This window comes from Pseudanabaena sp. PCC 7367 (assembly GCF_000317065.1).
Taxonomy (GTDB): domain Bacteria; phylum Cyanobacteriota; class Cyanobacteriia; order Pseudanabaenales; family Pseudanabaenaceae; genus Thalassoporum; species Thalassoporum mexicanum.
The window spans coordinates 1,963,788-1,983,549 of the sequence record NC_019701.1 but is presented as its reverse complement, the minus strand read 5'-3'; the positions used below and the strand labels follow the sequence as shown (position 1 = coordinate 1,983,549).

The following is a 19,762-nucleotide window of genomic DNA, read 5'->3' as shown; positions in this document are numbered from 1 at the left end:
GCTCCATAAGTGGTTTAGATCGCTAACCTAGTTGCGCTGCTATGATCTTTAAAATCTGGGTTAAACCAAGTTTGAACCCAATTCGTGTTGTTGTTATTCATTTCATATTGATATAGTTCAGATAGACCCAATATGACTAGGATTCTGCTGGTTGAAGATAATGAAATGAATCGGGATATGCTATCGCGGCGGCTGATCCGCAAGGGGTTTAAGGTTGAAATCGCCACCGATGGTAAGCAAGGGTTGGCGATCGCCCAAGCAGACCCCCCAGACCTGATTTTAATGGATATGAGTTTGCCCGTACTGGATGGCTGGGAGGCCACTAGACAGCTCAAAACAAATACCATTACTCAGCATATTCCGGTGATTGGGCTATCGGCCCATGCCATGACTGGCGATCGTGAAAAGGGCATGGCCGCAGGTTGTAATGACTACGACACCAAACCGATCGAATTTAAGCGTCTTTTAGGTAAAATCCAAGCATTGCTAAACCAAAATGCCAAATCATGAAGATTTTAACCTATTAATCGTTGACGATAATGAAATGAACCGTGACGTGTTGCGGCGACATTTGGTACGTCAGGGATATCAACAAATACTCGCGGCGGAAAATGGTAAAGAAGCGCTCGAAATGCTTAGTGGGCATAATTTTGACCTAATCCTCCTAGATATTCAAATGCCCCAGATGAATGGCTATGAATTGCTGGCATATTTGAAAGCAGATCTTAAACTGAGCCACATCCCAGTGATTATGATCTCCGCTGTAGACGAGATTGATAGTGTGGTCAGATGCATTGAAATGGGGGCAGAGGATTATTTACACAAGCCCTTTAATCGGGTGTTGCTGAAGGCGCGCACCAGTGCCTGCCTAGAGAAAAAACGCCTCCGCGATCAAGAAGAAATTTACCGACAGCAACTAGAAGAAGCCAATAAAAAATTGGCGGAAGTTAATCAGCAGCTAGAGCAACTCTCTAAATTGGATGGTTTAACTGGGATTGCCAATCGCCGCTATTTTGATGATGCGATCGCTAAGGCCTGGTCGATCGCAGTCGCCGAGAAGCAAACGATCGCGCTGATCATTTTTGATATTGACTTCTTTAAACAATTTAATGATGCCTATGGCCATCAGGCTGGTGATGAATGCTTAAAACAAGTTGCCAGAGTTGCCCAGCGCACGATCAAGCGCCCCCATGATGTTGTGGCCAGATATGGCGGTGAAGAATTTGTGGTTATTTTACCCAATACGCCTTTGAGCGGGGCGGAGAAATTGGCAAGAGAGCTACGGCAGGATGTGGAGAACTTGCAGATTAATCATGCATATTCGGCTGCCAGTATGTATGTCACCATCAGCTTAGGGGTTACGGCAGTGCTGGCTGGTGGCGATCGTGGTTATTCGGAAATAATTGCCAATGCTGATAAAGCGCTCTTTTTGGCTAAGCAGCAGGGTAAGAACCAGGTGCAAGTTTGGCATGATGGTCTTAGTGCTGGCCTAATTACCTAGATGTCAAGAATACTGCAGATGTCAAGAATACTGCAGATGTCAAGAATACTGCAGATGTCAAGAATACTGCTAATTTTTAGAACATGAGGGCGATCAAAACGATCGCTAAAGCAGGAAGCAGTGTTTGGGGCGATTTTGGGATTACCACCGATCGCAAAATAAAAATAACTTCTGGTTTGCCCAAACAGCAAATAAATCACAGTAATTATTAATTCCGTACAGCATAATGAGACTAGCAAGGAATAGAAACTAACTAGATTATTGGTCGGCTATATCTAGAAATTGCAATAAAGGATGATTCATGGTGGAGCGAGGCTATAGCGTACTGATTGTAGATGATAGCGAAATGAACCGAGATACCCTGGCGCGTCGTCTCCGGCAGCAAGGGTGCAAAATAACCATGGCCGCAGATGGCAAAGAAGCCCTCAAAATACTCAGTAAGCAGCTATTTGACCTGATTCTGCTCGACATTATGATGCCGGAGGTAGATGGCTATACGGTGCTGGGCAAAGTCAAGGCCAGCGAGACCCTCCAGCATATGCCGGTAATTATGATTTCCGCTCTAGAGGAACTAGATAGCGTGATGCGTTGCATGGAAATGGGGGCAGAGGATTATTTAACCAAACCCTTTGATCCGGTATTACTAAAAGCAGCGATCGCCCGTAGTCTGAGTAAAAACCCACCCAGAGCCACTACCGCACCAGAAATTCCAGCCGCACCGCTAGCCAAGCCCCAGCAGATGGGTGGCCAAAAAACGACTCTGCAATCATCATCAACCACGCCAAGAACTAGACAACCAACTAATCCATCACTGCGCCCCAGCAGTAAACCAGCCACCGAAGCGATGAGCATTGAAGAGGTGGTCTCGCGTCTGATTCGCTCTGGCAAGATGAGTCGTAAGGGTTATAGCCACTTAAGTAGAGCTATTTTTAATGCCACCTTTGCCAAACGCACCCTGACTGAGCAGGAATATAATCAACTTAATTTAGTGTTCAGCTATATTCACACTGGCAAGATCAAAATTATTGACTAGCTTAATTAACCAACTTAATTAACCAAAGCTTAACCAGTGGCTCATTCAAGCTCCAGGATTCAATCAAAATCATAACCATGTGCTAATTTCGAGCCCAAATCTATAGTCAACTTAATCGCAATAAACTTTGGGTAGCGCGAACATGTTCTGAGATAATTTAACTCAGGGTTTAGAGAAGGGTTAAGAATTGCGATCGCAATTTGAGATTATGGGTGGCAAGATTAGTGCCGCATATGTACCAGTATCAGTTCAATGGTTGGCACATAAACAGCGCATAAACTATATCAAGGTTTGGTAACCTATAAGAATCTATAAATCTAAACCTGCAATTTGATCATAAGAGTGTAGATTTTCATGAAAGTTTTAGTTATTGGTGGTGATGGCTACTGCGGCTGGGCTACAGCGCTATATTTGTCTAGCCGAGGTCACGAAGTGGCAATCATCGACAGTTTGGTGCGCCGCCATTGGGACAATGAGCTAGGTGTTAGTACCCTTACCCCGATCGCCCCAATTCAAAAGCGGATCGATCGCTGGCAGGGTGTATCTGGTAAGAAAATAGGTTTACATGTTGGTGATATTACTAACTATGATTTCCTTAGTTCCGTGTTTCGCCAGGTTGAGCCTGGAGCAGTAGTTCACTTTGGTGAGCAGCGATCGGCTCCTTTCTCGATGATCGATCGGGAACATGCGGTGGCCACCCAGGTTAATAATGTGGTTGGCACCCTCAATGTGCTGTATGCGATCAGAAATGACTTCCCCGATTGCCATCTGGTCAAGCTGGGCACAATGGGTGAATATGGCACACCAAATATTGACATTGAAGAAGGCTACATTACGATCGAGCACAATGGCCGCAAGGATACATTGCCATATCCCAAGCAACCGGGCTCTTTCTATCACCTCAGTAAGGTGCATGATAGCCATAATATTCACTTTGCCTGTAAAATCTGGGGCGTAAGAGCTACCGATCTAAACCAGGGTGTGGTTTATGGCGTGCTGACCGAAGAAACCGGCAGCGATGAATATTTAATCAATCGCCTCGATTATGACGGTGTATTTGGTACTGCCCTCAATCGCTTCTGTATTCAAGCGGCGGTTGGTCATCCCCTCACTGTATATGGCAAGGGTGGCCAAACTCGTGCTTTTCTGGACATCAGAGACACGGTGCGCTGTGTAGAAATTGCGATCAATAATCCCGCTGATGCCGGTGAATTTAGGGTATTTAACCAATTTACCGAGTTGTTCTCGATTATTGACCTGGCGCATATGGTGCAAAAGGCTGGCCAAACAATGGGGATCAAGGTGGAAATTAATAACCTGGAAAATCCCCGCGTGGAGCTAGAAGAGCATTATTTTAATGCCAAAAATACCAGTTTGCTGTCGCTCGGTTTGCAACCCCATCTGTTGTCGGATGCTTTGCTTGATTCACTGTTGAACTTTGCGGTCAAATACCGCGATCGGATCGATCAATCGCAAATTCTGCCCAAGGTTTCCTGGCGGCGCTAAGAGTTGTGTTAGGGAATTAATTTATAATTTACACTAGCAGGCGATTAGAGCATTTCATCACCGCAGATCAATAACTCTCTGGTTCAGGGAGATTGGTCTGCTCTTTATTTTTGGTGATATAAATTCATCCTTCATGTCTAGCATGGTATTGGTAATTGGCTAATCGATCGCCACTTGGCTTAATTGAAACTCGCTTATTCGAGAAAAACACCGATCTGGCGGAACTTTTCATAGCGGTGCTGCTTAAGCTGACCTGGCTCTAGTTGGATCAAGCGATCGAGATTGCCGATCAAAGCTTCCTTGAGGGTGGCTGCTGCGGCCAGGGGATTGCGATGGGCTCCACCGATCGGTTCGGGTAAAATTTGATCGACCACGCCCAGGCTTTTAAGATCAGTGGCCGTAATTTTTAGGGCTTCCGCTGCTTTATAAGACTTTGCCGCATCCCGCCACAGGATCGCCGCACAGGCCTCTGGGGTTGCCACCGTATAGATCGAATGCTCGAACATCATCAGATGATTACCAACGCCAATTCCCAGCGCCCCGCCGGAGCCCCCTTCGCCAATCACGGTGCAAACAATCGGGATACCAAAGCTAAACATTTGCCTGAGGTTAACTGCGATCGCCTCACCCTGCCCCTGTTCTTCGGCTGCTACCCCAGGATAAGCACCAGGCGTGTCAATAAACGTAATTACCGGAATCCCAAAGCGATCGGCATGTTCCATTAACCTCAGCGCCTTGCGATAGCCACCGGGGGAAGCCATGCCAAAATTACGTGCCACATTGTCTTTGGTATCTCGCCCCTTTTGATGCCCCAAAATTATGACTGGATGCTCACCCAAGCGGGCAAATCCACCCACCAGCGCTGGATCATCATTGCCGCGCCGATCGCCATGCAGTTCCATCCAATCATCGGTCATCGCTTGAATGTAGTCATAGGTACTGGGACGACGGGGATGTCTGGCCACCTGCATCCGTTGCATTGGCGTGAGTGAATTAAAAATTTCCTGGCGCAATGAGTCAGCCCGTAGCTCTAGCTGGGTAATCTGCTCAACTATCTTGTCATCGGCTTCGATGCCATTCTCTTTTGCCAGGTTGCGTACCTGATCGATCCGGTTTTCCAGCTCCGCCAGGGGTTTTTCAAAGTCTAGTAAGATTAAACGTTCTGCCATTCCAAATCTTGAGTTGTAGTTAAAGTTTGATGATTAATTGCGATCGCAGCGTTGCAAAGTATTAGTCAACCAGGGAAATTATGATGGTTGTTGCTCTGATCAAGTATCTTATCCGTCTGAATTGCAATCCCTTATTTTAAGTTGGTTAAACAGTTAAACAGTAGTTGCTAATGGTTATTTGTCTTATTGACTAGAGCAATTGACTAGATCACAGGTTTGCCAGTTCTACCTATTAATCTCTAATTAATCTCTTAACTTACGATCGTTGCGCCAGTCTTAATCCCGTTAATCTAAATAATCTAGGTAATCTAGGTAATCTAGATAACTAAATCTAAATCACGACAACCACTGACCAATTTTAACTCTCCATGTCCTTGTCACTTAGAAACATAGAGCAGCAATCGGCTATGTCAATTAAAGTCAGGAGCAGTTGGCCAGGGGATCGATCGCCTTTACCAGCTTGCGGAGCGCTAAATTGCTAAAGCTACTATCTATCTATAAATACGTTATCTCGACGAGAAATGCTTACTACCAAACTTAATGAGGGCTTTAGGCGATCGCCAGGAACGGCAAGTATAGGATTTACAGAGGTCTGTCGAACTCAATTATAAATAGTTTCTAACTGTTGCATTTAAATAGGATTAAGCAGTAAAACCCGATCGCTACAGCGTTAGAGTAAGCATTGCCCTTTAGCTAATCCTGCTTGAATGGTTTACCCAAAGCCGCAGGTGGCCTAGTGCGGATCGTATTGGCGATCGCCGACCTCAGCGGTGCAGGTAAATATTGCAACAAGCGTTCCAACCATTCGCCAGAGGTTAGCGCCAGCATTAGAATCATGAGCGCAAATGGAGCCACATTAAAAATCTGGGTGGGCACTCCAGTAATTGTATCCTGTGCTACACTCGCCAACGATTGCAATATGCCAAATAAATAAACGCCACCTGCCACCCGCAGCGGATTCCAACTGCCAAAAATCACGATCGCCAGGGCAATCCAACCATAACCAGCGGTATGGCGATGACTCCAACCCGCCTTGAAATCCAGCGAAAAAGCAGCGCCCGCGATCCCCATCAGCGCCCCACCAATCAGCGTATAAAGATAGCGTTGCCAGATTACATTATGACCACGGGCAAAGGCCGCTGCCGGTTGTTCACCGATCGATCGTAGCGTTAGGCCAGCCGGGGTGCGATAGAAAAAAATCCAGGTGCCAATAATTAATAAATAGCTGCAATACACCAGCAAATCGCTCTGGAATAGTAATTGCCCCACCACTGGAATATGCTGCAAAATTGGTAGCTTGAAACTGGGCACAGTTGGCCCTGGAATCCGCACCACTGGATTACCCAGAAAAGAAGAAAGATCGCCACATAGCAGCGCCAGCACAAACCCGATCGCCACCTGCGATCGCCTCAGCGTAATTGCCCCCACCGCCACAATCAGGGCAATCAATGCGCCCACTGTCCCGGCGGCCAGAAAACCCACCAGTAAGCTATCGCTGTATTTAGCCGCCGCAAAGCCAGTCATCGCCCCCATCAGCATGGTGCCTTCGGCCGAGAGATTAATTGTGCCCGATCGCTCGGTGATCGTCTCGCCAATGCAGGCATAGATCAAGGGTGTGGAAGAAGCGATCGCCGTACTGAGGATAATAATAATTTGCTCTATGTCCAAAATGCCTTTCCCGGCTTGGTTAGTTAAATGATTATGGCGCAGAAAATAGAAACCGAATCTAGTTTAACGATCTGAATTTATAGGCATATAGGCATAGACGATGCAGGGAAGTTTATTTATTCAATCATCTATTCAAGCATCGGCATTGCGCATTGGCCGGATGACTCAAGTATTTAACGATCGGTCTAACTAAGCTCAAGCATATGTTTTGATATTTGCGATATTTGCGATATCAGCATTTCATTCCTCAATCATGTAATGCTATGTAATGCCCAAAAATTCTAGGAGTTAGGCTCAGCGATCGGCTCAGACCGATTAGAACTATCTGGGCTATCAATCGATCGCGGTGTTTTTGTACCAGGGAAGCGATCGGCCAGCCCCTGCCCCAGCAAAGCAAACAACAACAGCGATCCTTGAATTACGCCAGACAGAGAAGATTCTAAATCAAGGGACAGCGGCAATTGTAAACTGCCAATATTCAGGGCACTAAACAAAAAGGCGATCGGCAAAATCAACAGCGGTTCATAGTTAACCAGCATGATCACCAGTAAAGCCAAAAAACCCAGATTACTAGAAATCCCCGGCAGAAAGCGATGAAACACTGCCAGCACCTGAAGCGAACCAGCCAACCCTGCCATAGCGCCGCAGATCATAAAAGCCAGCAGAAGCTGTCTAATCGCTGGAATACCGAGCACATGAGCCGCGCGGAGATTGTTGCCCACCGCCTTGAGCTTGAGCCCAAAATAAGTCCCCCGCACTGCGATCGCCGTGATCATCACCGCCGCAATGCCTAAAGCCAGGGCGATCGGACTTGCTTCAGTATTGCCAATTTTAGCCAGCCACAGGGATTGATTAATTAGCTCAGTGCCACTCATTGAGGCCACACCAGGCCGTTGCCAGGGGCCAAATACTAAATACAGAGCTAGTCCCTGCGCCACAAAATTCAAGCCCAGGCCAGCAAAAATCTCATTTACCTTGCCATAGACATTGAGCAAACCACACACCAACCCCCACAGCGCCCCACCAATAATGCCGCCACCAAGCGCCAGAATTATAATCAATCCAGGTGGCAAAGGTGCGTTTTGCAATGGTTGCACTACTACCATCGTGGCGATCGCGCCAAAGGCAATCTGCCCCTCGATCCCCAGGTTATATAATCCAGCCGTGAAGGTGAACACCAAACCACTGGCACAGAGTAATAATGGCGCAAGGGTGGCAACGACCCTGGCCAATTGGTCAGCGCTGCCAAAGGCCCCCTTCCACATACTGGCCACCACCGCGATCGGTGAGGCTCCCGCCAGCAGAATTACGCCAGCGATAAACACCAGCGACAGCAGCAAAGACCCGAGGCGATAGTAAATCAGTCTCATTTAGGATTTATGGTTGGGGATTTGGGATTTAGAACTTACCGCCAATCATCTGACCTAATCGATCGACCGTCAAATTTTTGGTAGCGATCGGTTCAGTGACCTGACCACCACTAAATACCAACACCCGATCGCTCCATTGCATAATCTCATCGAGGTCGGCAGAAATAAACAAAATCGTTGTGCCCTGGCGGCAGCGCTCCACCATCTGTTGCCAGACCCATTGTGCTGAATCAATATCCAGCCCCCTGGTCGGGTGTTCCATCAGCAACAGGTTTAAATTTTCAGCCAGTAAGGCCAACTGGGTACGTTGTTGATTGCCACCAGAAAGCTGCTCGACTCTGGAGGTGGGAAAGCCGCGAATATTATAGGTATTAATCGCGCGATGGGTTTTGGCCAGGGTATTACGCCAGTTAATAAATGTGCGGCCAAGGGTACTGCCGGATGTATCGATCGATCGCAGGGCAAAATGCTCTTGAATGGATAAACCGCCCACCAAACCTTCTGCCAGGCGATCGGCTGGTATATAACTCACCCCTGTGCGCAGATATTGCTGATAGGTGCGATTGGTCATATTGGTATCGCCCAGATAAATATGCCCCGAATTTGCCGTTAATAAGCCAGCACACAGCAATAGTAATAACCTCTGGCCGTTGCCCTCCAGTCCTGCTAGGCCAATTACTTCACCCTGCTGGGCGGTGAATTGCTTAATACTCAGGTTAAGGCGATCGCTACGCACTTCGATCGCTTCCAGGCGCAAACTGGGATCGGCCTGGGCTGTCTCTGGTTTGTTGGCAACCGCAAGTTCCCGCCCGAACATCATCTCGACCAGTTGATCGATCTGTTCGGATGTGGATGCATCGGATGTGGATGCAGAGCTAGAATTAGCCACAGAGTTAACTAGACCTGGCTCCTGTGGTGAAATATTGATAATATCTTTAATATTTAAAGCAAAATTCTGCTTCAGATTCAATTCCCCAACGATCCGCCCCTGCCGCATCACCACCACGCGATCGCAAAGAGTTTCTACATCCTCAAGCTTGTGGGATACAAAAATAATTGATTTTCCGGCGGCGGCTAATTCCCTGATCGTGGCAAATAATAATAATTTCTGGGGCAAAGAGATCCCAGTAGTCGGCTCATCCAGGATCAGGGTATTTACTCCCAACGATAACAATCGCAAGATTTCAAGTTGTTGCCGCTCGCCTACGCTCAACTTTGCCACCAATCGATCGGCTGCCAGGGTGAATCCATACTGCTGCCCCAGTTGTTTAAGTTGCCTTTTTGCGGTTTTACGATCGAGCCAGAACCGACCAAAACGATTGGATTGCCCGGTCATAAAGTTGTCTAAAACCGTCAGTGGCGCAAAATCTAGCGGGTCTTGGTGTAACATGCCAATCCCCGATCGCACCGCATGGGCAGGGCTTTTGAGTTGAACTAAGCGATCGTCTAGCCAAATTTCACCGCGATCGCTAGAGATAAAACCACTTAAAATTTTGACCAGGGTGCTTTTACCAGCGCCATTTTCCCCCAGCAACCCGACGATCGCCCCAGCCGGAATCGTGATCGATATATCTTGATTTGCCCGTACCTTGCCAAAGTTTTTACTAATGCCGCGTAATTCAACTTTCATGCTTTAGGACTATTACCGCCATATTTTTTCTCTTTATTAATACTTGATTATTAATTCTTGATTTCTTGATTCCAGATAGCTGCCAAAGAGCGCTATCAGTGGCCAACGCTGGTTACTGGTTACTGGTTACTGGTAGGATAGCTCGTCCAAGACAACACAATTTATCTGCGGCTACTTTTAATTTCTAATTATTTCTAACCTGAAGCATGATAACAAGATGGCGGCTCACGATGAAGGATAGATAAATACAGAAACGCAATTAGCTTTGAGCAATGCATGTGCAGGAGACTTAATTTTTTTTGCCTGAATATCTGCTGGAGCTGAGCAATTTAGTTGCTGATTGCACAATGTCTCGATAGAAATAGCAGTAATTAAGCGATCAAATGCGATCGGCTATTGCTCGGATTTGGGAACATTCTCCTGGCAAGCCCGTCAATCAACATCGGGAAGCCCTATCTATTAAAGCTATTAAAGCTCTTGCAAAGGCATCGTTTTGTAATAAGTAATTAAGTAATAAGTTATCACCATCTCAGCGATCATGTGAGCGCCTCATCAATCAGCAAGCAAAGCAAGAAATTGCCAGCAGCTAATCAAGCAAAAACTACCAATCAAGCGGGGTATAGATTAAAACTATGGCTATTATTAACAACTCATTTCTGCTCAGCAGCTACGAATTGATCACACAGATCGCCAACAGCTCCTCATTTTTCTTTGATCTGTCTGACTTGGCCGATGACCTGGAATTGCGCCCAGAATTCACGATCGACAACCCAGCCGGGATTCGCGGCTTTAATGGCAGCGATACGATCGTTGGCTCTAGTGGCGATGATGTGGTGAATGGCAACCAGGGCAGTGACTTTCTGTTTGGCTCCACTGGTAATGATTATCTTAGAGGTGGCAAAGGTGATGATGAGCTGGTGGGTGAATTTGGCAACAATGTCCTGAATGGCAACATTGGCGATGACCTGGTGTTGGCCAATAATGGCGCTAATTTTCTGCGCGGTGGTCAGGGCAATGATTTCCTGAGCGGCGGCATTGATGATGATATTTTGATCGGTGACTTTGGCACTGATTTGCTGGTTGGCGCTGGCGGTGCAGATACGTTTGTGTTGCGGGCAGATACGGCGGGTTTTAGCATTGACAACGCCGATCAAATTAGCGATCTCAACCTGGCCGATGGCGATCGGATCGTGATTGTGGGCAACTTTAGCTTTAATGACATAGGCTTGTTTTCAGCCAGAATCCAGCCCGGATTTGGTTTCCCAGTGCAGGGCACAGTAATCGAACGCATCTCCACGGGCGAAATTCTGGGCACCGTTACTAGCAGCATTCAGGATGTGGAACTGGCGCTGGAATTGGTTTCAACCTCTGATCCGGCGCTATTTATTGGTTAATTAAATAAATTAGTATCGCAGCGCAGTCAAGGCATCAAGACTTTGGCCCGGATCAAGCAAATACCCTCGCTAATTACTGATTACTTGGGATTACTTGGGATTGCGAAGTTATTGGCAGGTCTGTCCTGAATATCTAAATTATCTAAGATCTCTAAGATCTAAGTATCCTTTACGATCGCCTAAGATCGCCACCCCTGCCTGAAGGTAGCCTCATCCTGCTTGAGGAAATCCCCATACTTCTGATTAGTATCGGCCAGTAGTAAATCGCCTAGCTCGTTGCGGCTAACCTGTTGGGCGATCGCCAACCGCGACAGGCGCGAGACTAGCTCTGGGCGGGATTCTTTATCGATTTGGAACTCAATCTGAAAATGCCGCTCGAAAAAACTAGTTATGCTATGGCGATCGGGAAAAACCTCCGGATCGGCAAACACCTGTTTTAGGTAGCTAATCATAATCCGCTTGGGATCAACGCGTCTGGTTCTAGCGTTTGTACCCTTTGTCTTAGATTGTTTGCGCTTCGTTTGTTTAGCCTTCTTATGCGATTTTGCTGCTACTGCTTTTTGCGGTGGTGATTTAGCCGTAGAGCTTGATGATTTGTTTGGCTGGCGCTGTTGGGTTGCCGTAAGGTTACCATTCTGGTTTTCTTGGCTTATGGCATCGGCTTCGCTGGCATTAACCAGAGCTAAGTTATGGTTAGCGATCCCATTTTTTGCGGTTGCCCCTGATTTGGCTACCCCATTAGTGCCATTAGTTTTATGCTTATTGTGCTTGTTATGCTTGCGCCGATCGGTCGTAGCGATCGAGTTGCCCCGCTGCCCACCCGCTGAATTTGCTGAATTTAAAGCCAGGGTTTGCTGTACCTGCGCCAACAAATCCACCACCCGCCCCAAGCGGCTGCCGCTGGTAACAGTTGCAATATCTTCAATATCTAACTGCTCAACTAAATGCAGGATATCTCCTAACGCCTGGATTTGGTCAGACCTGCGATTGGTGGGCATCTCCATCTTTTCACCTAACTAGCTAAATTCAATTTCTACACATTTAAAACATTAGGGATTATGCAATCCAAAAAACATCTGGTTTTCCAGACTGGTTGAGGTGGGGTGAGGTGGAGGGAGCTATTTTTTTAAGAGTTTTAAGAGTTTTTTAGTAATTGTTTTCCTCGCCTTTCTAGCCTTTGTTGCGACGATAGTCAACTCCTAAAGCTGCTAATTTTGTAATGATTTGTAAATAATTTGGTTATTATCACTTTTGAGGGGAAATTATGGCAACCGCGATCGCCGATCGTATCCCCAGAGCCTTTGGTTATAGCTTGATTTTTCGATACAATCCTTAATAATTGTTAATTGCCAATAATTGTTAATCGCCTGTCTTATTCACTCACTTTCTTCCACCACCAATCAACTCAGCTTAGTTCTAGAACCCAATGCCCAAATCTCAATTGCCTGAACTGTCCCGTCGCTCTGGATTTGTGATCCTGCCTTTTTTCCTGTGGGGAACGGCAATGGTGGCGATGAAAGCAGTGTTACCGCAAACGGAGCCATTGTTTTTGGCAGGGATGCGGATTATGCCCGCTGGGCTGATCGTGATCGCAGCAGCTAGTTGGTTAGGCCGATCGCAACCAATGGGTTGGCGAGCCTGGCTATGGATTAGCATTTTTGCGTTGGTGGACGGCTTTTTATTTCAATTTTTCCTGGCGCTGGGGCTGGTCAGAACCGGAGCTGGATTGGGATCGCTGATTATTGACTCACAACCACTGGCGGTGGCTTTGTTGGCGGCGCTGATCTACCAAGAGCGAATTAGTTGGTTAGGCGTAATTGGCCTGTTTGTTGGCGTGGTTGGGATTGGCCTGATTGGTCTGCCAGCGGATCTGCTCACTGCCTTTGGCCAAGGCGATCTAGCTGCGGTAATTGCGGGCGGTGTTTTTACCACGGGGGAATGGTTGATGCTGGGGGCTTCGTTGTCGATGGCGGTGGGCACAATTTTAATCCGGCCAGTGGTAGCCCATGCCGATCCGGTTGCTGCTACGGGTTGGCATATGTTCCTGGGAGGCTTACCGTTGTTGCTCCTGTCTGGTATGTATGAACAAAATCAATGGCAATCGCTGGTGAATTGGCAATGGCTTTGTATTGCCTATGCAGCGATCTTTGGCAGTGCGATCGCCTATGGTTTGTTCTTCTATTTTGCTAGCACGGGTAGTTTGACTACTCTCAGTACGCTGACTTTTTCGACCCCGGTGTTTGCCTTGCTGTTTAGTAGCATTTTGTTGCAGGAAAGCTTGCGATCGGTGCAATGGTTTGGGGTGGGCTTGACGTTGGCAAGTATTTATCTGGTGAGTGGGCGGGGTAGCGTAACAGAAGCAGAGCTAGAACCCAATCAAGTCGATCCTGCTTAATTATTTGCCAAAAGTTGTAGTAGAAATTTGTATTTAGGACAGAGAAGATTGAAGCCAGCTTGGTACTGAGTAAGGTTGGTGAGCAACAGAAGTCTAATCCAGATTAATTAGGATTGATCGGCTAAACATTTGGATGGGTAAGCATTCAAGATATAGTCAAATGTTTTGATCATGTAAATCATGTAATAAGTACAAACGACTAACTATTACAACGTCAGTGTGATCCAGATTTCGGTATTATCAATATCTTAGCGATCGCCCCCACTAAACCCCTATGCCCACCATTTACGTCGCCATCACCAATCATGGCTTTGGCCATGCCACCCGCACTGCTGCCGTAGTGGCCGAAATTCAGCGCCAGCAACCGGAAACCAGGATTATTATTGCTACCACTGCGCCACTGGATTTATTACAGTCTTATATCCCCGGTGATTTTGTTTATCATCGTCGTAGCTTTGATGTGGGCGTGGTGCAACGCGATAGCATCCAGATGGATCGCCCTGCCACTCTGGCCAAAATGAATCAAATCTGGCAGGAGCAAGCGCAAATAATTGCCGCAGAAGCAGAATTTATCCAGGCCAATCATGTTGATCTAATTTTTGCCGATATTCCCCCATTAGTAACGGCGATCGCCCAGGCTGCTGGGGTGACCTGTTGGATGGCCGGTAATTTTGGCTGGGATTTTATCTATCGGGATTGGGGCGCAGCATATGGCGCTGAATATATTGAACTGGCCGATCGGGTGGCTGATTTATATGGCAAATGCGATCGGCTGTTTCGGCTCCCCTTTGCGGAACCAATGGCTTCGTTTAGCAATGCCAAGATCGAAGATGTGGGTTTAACTGGCGGTACACCGCGCTATGATGCTGCCACGCTCCGGCAACGGTTTGGACTTGAGCCCGATCGGCAAACAATCTTGCTCACCTTTGGTGGATTGGGACTCAGCGAAATCCCCTATCATAATTTAGCCAAGTTTCCAGAGCGCCAATTTATCACCTTCGATCGCCATGCCCCCGATTTGCCCAATTTGCTTCAGATCAAAGAACAATCTGAACAGTTGCGCCCCGTGGACATGATGGTGGTTTGCGATCGAATTGTGTCTAAACCTGGCTATAGCACTTTGGCCGAGTCACTACGAGTAGGTTTACCAGTCATTTGTATGACCAGAGATGGTTTTGTGGAAGCGCAAACCCTGATCGCTGGCGTACAGGATTATGCCGAGCATGTGATTATCTCACCCCAGGATTTTTATGCTGGTGATTGGCAATTTTTAAATGCACCACTCCAGCCCCCGCGCTGCTCTGAACAACTAGATTTGCACGGCGAAGTGGCGATCGCCCAGACAATCATTGCGGCGCTCTAGGTTGGAGAGATGAGCAGGCATTGAGGCCAAACCGTCATAATTCCTTAAGTAAAATCGGGTCAAACCAGATATTGAAGTAAACTGAAGGCAGTCAGTCTATGAATGAATGCCCGATCTAACCCCCTTCTATCGAGTCTTAGAAATTGAGCCTGGTGCTTCTCTGGAAGAAGTAAATCAGGCTTATAAGGATCTGGCTTTTATTTGGCATCCCGATCGCATTCCCCAAAGTAATCCCCGCCTGCTTGATAAGGCACGGGCTAAATTACAAGATCTAAACGAAGCCCGCGAAAAGGTGAGCCACTACATCAAAAATCATACGCTCCATCACCACAACCGATCGCAGGCCAGTAAGACCACCAACCGCTATCGACCAGCCAACCCGCAAACCCGATCGCGGCCACCACGCCCGGTGTATAGTCGTCGCCCTGCCCGATCGCCCTCACCCTCAGCTACTGCAACCAATGCAACCAAGGGCACTGATCGATCTGGCGGCACTGAGCAAGCCAATCCTAGCCATAACTATAATAATTATTCCAGCGCCTATAGCGTCAATACCCATAGCACCGATGCAGGCTATGGCAATAATTATGCTACCAATGACTATGATGTATATCCAGGTAGCTATCGCGGTACTACTCACAGTAATAATAATCGTGGCGGTAGCAATAATGGGGCTGGTGATCATGCCAGTAATGGCCACAATGGTTACGATCGTACCTATGCCAGTAATATCAATAATGCCAGTAGTAATGAAGCAAGGGAATCTGGCAACATCGACATGAGCGGTGTGGATATGAGTGGCGCAAACCTACGCGAACGTGACTTGGCGGGGCGGAACCTGAGTAATGCAAATCTCAGTAATGCCAACCTGAGCGATGCCTTCATGCATAAAATTAATCTGGCTGGAGCCAATCTCGCCAGTGCTAATCTGTTTCGTGCCAATATGCTGCAAGCTAATCTTCAGAATGCGGACTTACGCAGAGCCAATCTAGTTAGTGCCGATCTCAATGGAGCAGATCTGCGTGGTGCAAATTTGCAGGGTGCTAAATTAAGAGTTGGCGATCGAATAATGGTTAACTTAGTCGGTGCCAAGTTATCTGGAGCAATTATGCCAGATGGCTCTATTCATGCTTAAACCATTTGCTAAAATCCTTGCTCCCATTCCCATACCATTGCCGCAAAAACTTGTCTGAGTAGAGCGTGAATCGGCTCACAACCCTTGGCTCCACTTAATTCACTTCTTTATACTTGCCGTAGCGAATCAAGCGACTTTTGACTGCTTTAATCAAAATTTCCTGGCTGATCGGTTTGGTTAAATAGTCATCCGCACCAAAGTTCATACCCTTGCGCATATCCTGGCTGGAATCCAGGGCAGTCAGAAAAATGAACGGGATCGCAATCGTCTCTGGGTCTTGCTGTAACTTTTCGAGCACCTCATAGCCATCGATCGTAGGCATGACCACATCGCACAACACCAGATCCGGCTTGAGTTGCTGAGCTAAGCGCAACCCCATCTCGCCACTAGTTGCGCTCACAGCCCTAAAACCTTGTGCGTCCAGGGTCTTAACTATTAATTCACATACAATCCTGTCATCATCAATAACTAGTATAAGAGCCACATATCTCCATTACTGATCCGTGCTATTACCTGATCAAAATTAATTTTTTGCCTATTTACTGTGGTTAAAACCGTAGTTGCTAAGCATAAGTTACTTGCCTTAATGCTCAAGCATTAGCTGAGAAAATAATTTACTTGTATCTACTACATCTAGCTATGAATACGATCGACCTCTGGAACAAATACCCTATCTGCTTGAAAAGACTTTTGAGCAAATCATCCTCAGCTTAATTACTTAATTATATGATTACCAAAAACAAACTTTTTGGATTATTAAGCTAGTTATCATTTGTTCATTTAATATCATACTTGAAATAGCCTGACTGTTATTTGCTTTCTGATGCATAGGCCTCAGGGTGCAGTTATCAATAGCACCACTCCTGCCACAATACACAAAATTCCCAGCCATTTTTGACCGGTGACGCTTTCGCCAAAGATAAAAATACCAGCAAGGACGGAAAGGATATAGCTGACTGCGATTAAGGGGGCAAGAGTGCTGAGTTTACTACGGTACAAAATTACAATGAATAGCACAGAGCCGATCGCGCAAATCCCTAATCCAGAGATAAAGTAAGGTTGGGTTGATATCTTCAAGATCTTGTCAATTAAACTCAGGGTATCGAGCGAACCGAGATGATCAGCACCAGTTTTGAGGAGTATTTGACCGGCGACAATAAGTCCGATCGCAAGAATGGTTAAGAAAAAAATAGGACTTGGCATTGGCTCGCCGAACACTTTTGGTCTGCTGAGGATTCCAATTAGGACGATAATCGAAGCAATCAATCGGGTTTTCTAAACTATGGCACAGCTTAACTTTAACCCACCACGATCGCTACCGATTGCAATTCCTTTCTCCTCAAAATAGAGCGTAATAAATGATTTAAGGTAATTCCTGCCATAATTAGATCAAGGCATTAGTTAAAAAGTTTTAAGGGGTAAGCCATGAAATTATTTACGCTGACGACCATAATTATCACAGCTTGCCTCTGTTCCCCGTTGCCAACAATGGCGGAAAATCCTGCCCACTTCAAAAAACTTGTGCGAGATAAGGTGTGTGTGGGATGCGATCTATATCAAGCTGATTTGCAAGATGCTGATCTTAGTGGTGCAAATTTGGTGGGGGCAAACTTAACTGGTGCGAATTTGATTGGTGCGGATCTGCGGGGGGCTTATCTACGCGGTGCTGACTTGCGGGGGGCTTTTTTGCAAGGGGCATATTTATATAATGCGGATTTATATGATGTTAAAGGAACTAACCCACAGCAACTAAAAACCGCCAACGATTGGCACAGGGCGATTTACGATCGCAATTTAAGTAGAAAGCTGGGCTTAGACTAAGTCGTCAGATCAAGTGCAATGCCAGCAGGGTTTGTTACGCGCGGAAAAACTAAGATGCTGGGCGATCGAGCCATTGACCATGAATGCGAAGGATTGCAAACCAGGAATAGACAGCAATAAAAACACCTCGCCATTCTAAGTAAAATACCTAGCACAGTGAGGTGGGTTTTAAATATGTGGATACACCCTGAAAAAGGGAATTAGCTTGTTTCATGATGCCCTTATATTTTAAAAGTGAACCCGTGAAAACAACGTGAACAGGCTGACGTGAAGCTAAACCGCTGATAGTGAAGGGGTTGAGCCGGCCATCCGATCGATAATTTCCAACAATTCAGCTTCAAACCCTACCTGGGCACGGTTAGTCTTACCACCCACATAGAGGCGATCGCCCACCTGCAATGCCCAGATTTGGGAATAGCTGACATAACTCATCACCACCCCCAGCATCAGCAAACCAAACCCAGCATAGACGATCGGCACGCCGGGATCGGCCTTGATCTGTAAACCCGTACTACCAATCACATCCTTCAGCTTCACCGTCACGCCATTAATCTCGGAGCTACCGCCCACCCGGATCGTGTCCATCAGTTGGCCATCAGTACCATAGATTAAAAAAGTGCCCTGCAAATCCGGCGTAATCAGAGTCACCCCTGCGCTCAAGTCTGGTTTGGTTGGTAACCAGGTGCCCCAGGCTTTGGCCTTATTGTTCACGTCCTGCAATTTGGTCATGGGCAGTTGGATGATTGGGCTCTGGTTTACCTGAAACCTAATCGCCGCCACATCCCAATTAGCTTGATATAGCGTTACGCCCTTATAGCGCAGTGGTTCATTGACATGAATAGTTTTACGATCGACTTCATTACCATCCTTATCCAGTACCGAGAGATCGGAATAAAACTGATCGATCGTGCCGCCAGGGGTATAGTCGATCCAGAATCGATTCACCCGCACCAGCCAATCCTTGGGCAGCCAGGGTCTCGCCCAGATACCCGCTTCAGTGATGTTCGTAATTGCAAAAGTCTGACCACTGGGGATCATTTCCTGGGCAACAAAACCAGTTAGCGCTCCACCGATCGCACCTAGCAAAATCAAAATCATACTGGCATGGACAATAATCGGCCCAATCCGCCCCACCAAACCCTTACGGGCATAGAGCTTGTCATCAGTTTGAAACAGACGATAACCTTTTTGTGCCAACACTGGCGCAAGTTGATCGAGCGATCGCCCCTCCAGGGCAGTGCTTAGGGGTAATTTCTCAAAGCTCTTGGCTCTGGTGTAGTGGCTCCAGCGTCTGGCCACCTTCAGCATCGGCAGTTGCCGCGAAAAGGTACAGGCGATCAAACTAGTGCCAAACAGCACCAGAATCGATAAAAACCACCAGGTACTATAAACATGATTGAGGCCAATCGCCAAGATTACTTTATAGCTGAGGAAGCCAAATAAAGCTGGATGGAGTGGGTAGTTGGCTTCATAAAAATCCAGGGTTTCGCCCTGCTCAATCACAGTACCAGTAATGCTAAACAGGGCAATGATTAAAAGCAACGCGATCGCAAATTTGAGATCGGTGAGAACTGGTTGCAGGTTGCGTTTATAGAGTTTTTTGAGGAGCAGGGTTGAATTCACAATTTATGAATATAAAAATATAGAAAATAGCTGAATTTTGACTTCGACTGATCCTTTATTTATTAAATTCTAACCAATGCTTCAATGTCTTTTGAGTAAATGCAATAAATAATTAAAATTCCCATGCCTTCAGAATCACTTTTATTTATTAGAA

At 46.7% G+C, this 19,762-nt stretch carries 18 protein-coding genes; 10 read left to right on the top strand and 8 right to left on the bottom strand.

The genetic code is table 11. The annotated features are described in order from the left end of the window. The first annotated feature begins 132 nt into the window (after positions 1-132). From PSE7367_RS07820 to PSE7367_RS07805, 5 genes are all read left to right on the top strand, one after another. Positions 133-510 carry a response regulator gene (locus PSE7367_RS07820; RefSeq protein ID WP_015164831.1) on the top strand — a complete coding sequence of 126 codons (378 nt, stop codon included), beginning with the start codon at positions 133-135 and terminating at the stop codon, positions 508-510. Continuing rightward, a complete protein-coding gene (locus tag PSE7367_RS07815; protein ID WP_015164830.1) occupies positions 497-1,501 on the top strand; it encodes a diguanylate cyclase in 1,005 nt (334 codons plus the stop codon). Before PSE7367_RS07820 ends, PSE7367_RS07815 begins: the two co-directional genes overlap by 14 nt. 83 nt (positions 1,502-1,584) lie before the next feature. Continuing rightward, positions 1,585-1,713, top strand: coding sequence for a hypothetical protein (locus PSE7367_RS22925; protein ID WP_264314179.1), 129 nt, complete (start codon positions 1,585-1,587; stop codon positions 1,711-1,713). Between the two features lie 89 nt (positions 1,714-1,802). Then, a complete protein-coding gene (locus PSE7367_RS07810; RefSeq protein WP_015164829.1) occupies positions 1,803-2,534 on the top strand; it encodes a response regulator in 732 nt (243 codons plus the stop codon). A 354-nt stretch (positions 2,535-2,888) separates the two neighbouring features. Continuing rightward, positions 2,889-4,040, top strand: a complete 1,152-nt coding sequence (locus PSE7367_RS07805; RefSeq protein WP_015164828.1) for an NAD-dependent epimerase/dehydratase family protein — start codon at positions 2,889-2,891, stop codon at positions 4,038-4,040. Between the two features lie 194 nt (positions 4,041-4,234). On the opposite strand, the gene PSE7367_RS07800 is transcribed toward PSE7367_RS07805, so the two are convergent. From PSE7367_RS07800 to PSE7367_RS07785, 4 genes are all read right to left on the bottom strand, one after another. Next, positions 4,235-5,209, bottom strand: coding sequence for an acetyl-CoA carboxylase carboxyltransferase subunit alpha (locus PSE7367_RS07800; protein WP_015164827.1), 975 nt, complete (start codon positions 5,207-5,209; stop codon positions 4,235-4,237). Positions 5,210-5,902: 693 nt separating this feature from the next. Then, on the bottom strand, positions 5,903-6,877 hold the full coding sequence (locus PSE7367_RS07795; RefSeq protein WP_015164826.1) for an ABC transporter permease: 975 nt from the start codon (positions 6,875-6,877) through the stop codon (positions 5,903-5,905). Between the two features lie 281 nt (positions 6,878-7,158). Next, positions 7,159-8,247 carry an ABC transporter permease gene (locus PSE7367_RS07790; RefSeq protein WP_015164825.1) on the bottom strand — a complete coding sequence of 363 codons (1,089 nt, stop codon included), beginning with the start codon at positions 8,245-8,247 and terminating at the stop codon, positions 7,159-7,161. Between the two features lie 28 nt (positions 8,248-8,275). Continuing rightward, a complete protein-coding gene (locus PSE7367_RS07785) occupies positions 8,276-9,877 on the bottom strand; it encodes an ABC transporter ATP-binding protein (RefSeq protein ID WP_015164824.1) in 1,602 nt (533 codons plus the stop codon). Positions 9,878-10,509: 632 nt separating this feature from the next. Here PSE7367_RS07785 and PSE7367_RS07780 point away from each other — a divergent pair. Further along, a complete protein-coding gene (locus PSE7367_RS07780; RefSeq protein ID WP_015164823.1) occupies positions 10,510-11,271 on the top strand; it encodes a calcium-binding protein in 762 nt (253 codons plus the stop codon). A 179-nt stretch (positions 11,272-11,450) separates the two neighbouring features. Here the strand turns inward: PSE7367_RS07780 and PSE7367_RS07775 are convergent, their stop codons facing one another. Then, on the bottom strand, positions 11,451-12,275 hold the full coding sequence (locus PSE7367_RS07775; RefSeq protein WP_015164822.1) for a hypothetical protein: 825 nt from the start codon (positions 12,273-12,275) through the stop codon (positions 11,451-11,453). A 422-nt stretch (positions 12,276-12,697) separates the two neighbouring features. Here PSE7367_RS07775 and PSE7367_RS07770 point away from each other — a divergent pair, with 422 nt between their 5' ends. From PSE7367_RS07770 to PSE7367_RS07760, 3 genes are all read left to right on the top strand, one after another. Then, entirely contained in the window at positions 12,698-13,666 is a 969-nt protein-coding gene (locus PSE7367_RS07770) for a DMT family transporter (RefSeq protein WP_015164821.1), read from the top strand. A 274-nt stretch (positions 13,667-13,940) separates the two neighbouring features. Further along, positions 13,941-15,029, top strand: coding sequence for a glycosyltransferase family protein (locus PSE7367_RS07765; protein ID WP_015164820.1), 1,089 nt, complete (start codon positions 13,941-13,943; stop codon positions 15,027-15,029). Positions 15,030-15,135: 106 nt separating this feature from the next. After that, positions 15,136-16,164, top strand: a complete 1,029-nt coding sequence (locus tag PSE7367_RS07760) for a pentapeptide repeat-containing protein (protein WP_015164819.1) — start codon at positions 15,136-15,138, stop codon at positions 16,162-16,164. 94 nt (positions 16,165-16,258) lie between these two features. Here PSE7367_RS07760 and PSE7367_RS07755 read toward each other — a convergent pair whose 3' ends face one another. Together PSE7367_RS07755 and PSE7367_RS07750 are read right to left on the bottom strand one after the other, a co-directional pair. After that, a complete protein-coding gene (locus tag PSE7367_RS07755) occupies positions 16,259-16,648 on the bottom strand; it encodes a response regulator (protein ID WP_015164818.1) in 390 nt (129 codons plus the stop codon). 350 nt (positions 16,649-16,998) lie between these two features. Further along, positions 16,999-17,367 (bottom strand): hypothetical protein, encoded by a 369-nt coding sequence (locus PSE7367_RS07750; protein ID WP_015164817.1) that lies wholly within the window; start codon positions 17,365-17,367, stop codon positions 16,999-17,001. A 222-nt stretch (positions 17,368-17,589) separates the two neighbouring features. Between PSE7367_RS07750 and PSE7367_RS07745 the strand changes: the two genes are divergently transcribed. Then, positions 17,590-17,985, top strand: a complete 396-nt coding sequence (locus tag PSE7367_RS07745) for a pentapeptide repeat-containing protein (protein WP_015164816.1) — start codon at positions 17,590-17,592, stop codon at positions 17,983-17,985. A gap of 273 nt (positions 17,986-18,258) precedes the next feature. Here the strand turns inward: PSE7367_RS07745 and PSE7367_RS07740 are convergent, their stop codons facing one another. Next, the gene (locus tag PSE7367_RS07740) at positions 18,259-19,608 is read right to left on the bottom strand and encodes a cytochrome c biogenesis protein (RefSeq protein WP_015164815.1); all 1,350 of its coding nucleotides are present in this window, start codon (positions 19,606-19,608) and stop codon (positions 18,259-18,261) included. Between the last annotated feature and the right edge of the window lie 154 nt (positions 19,609-19,762).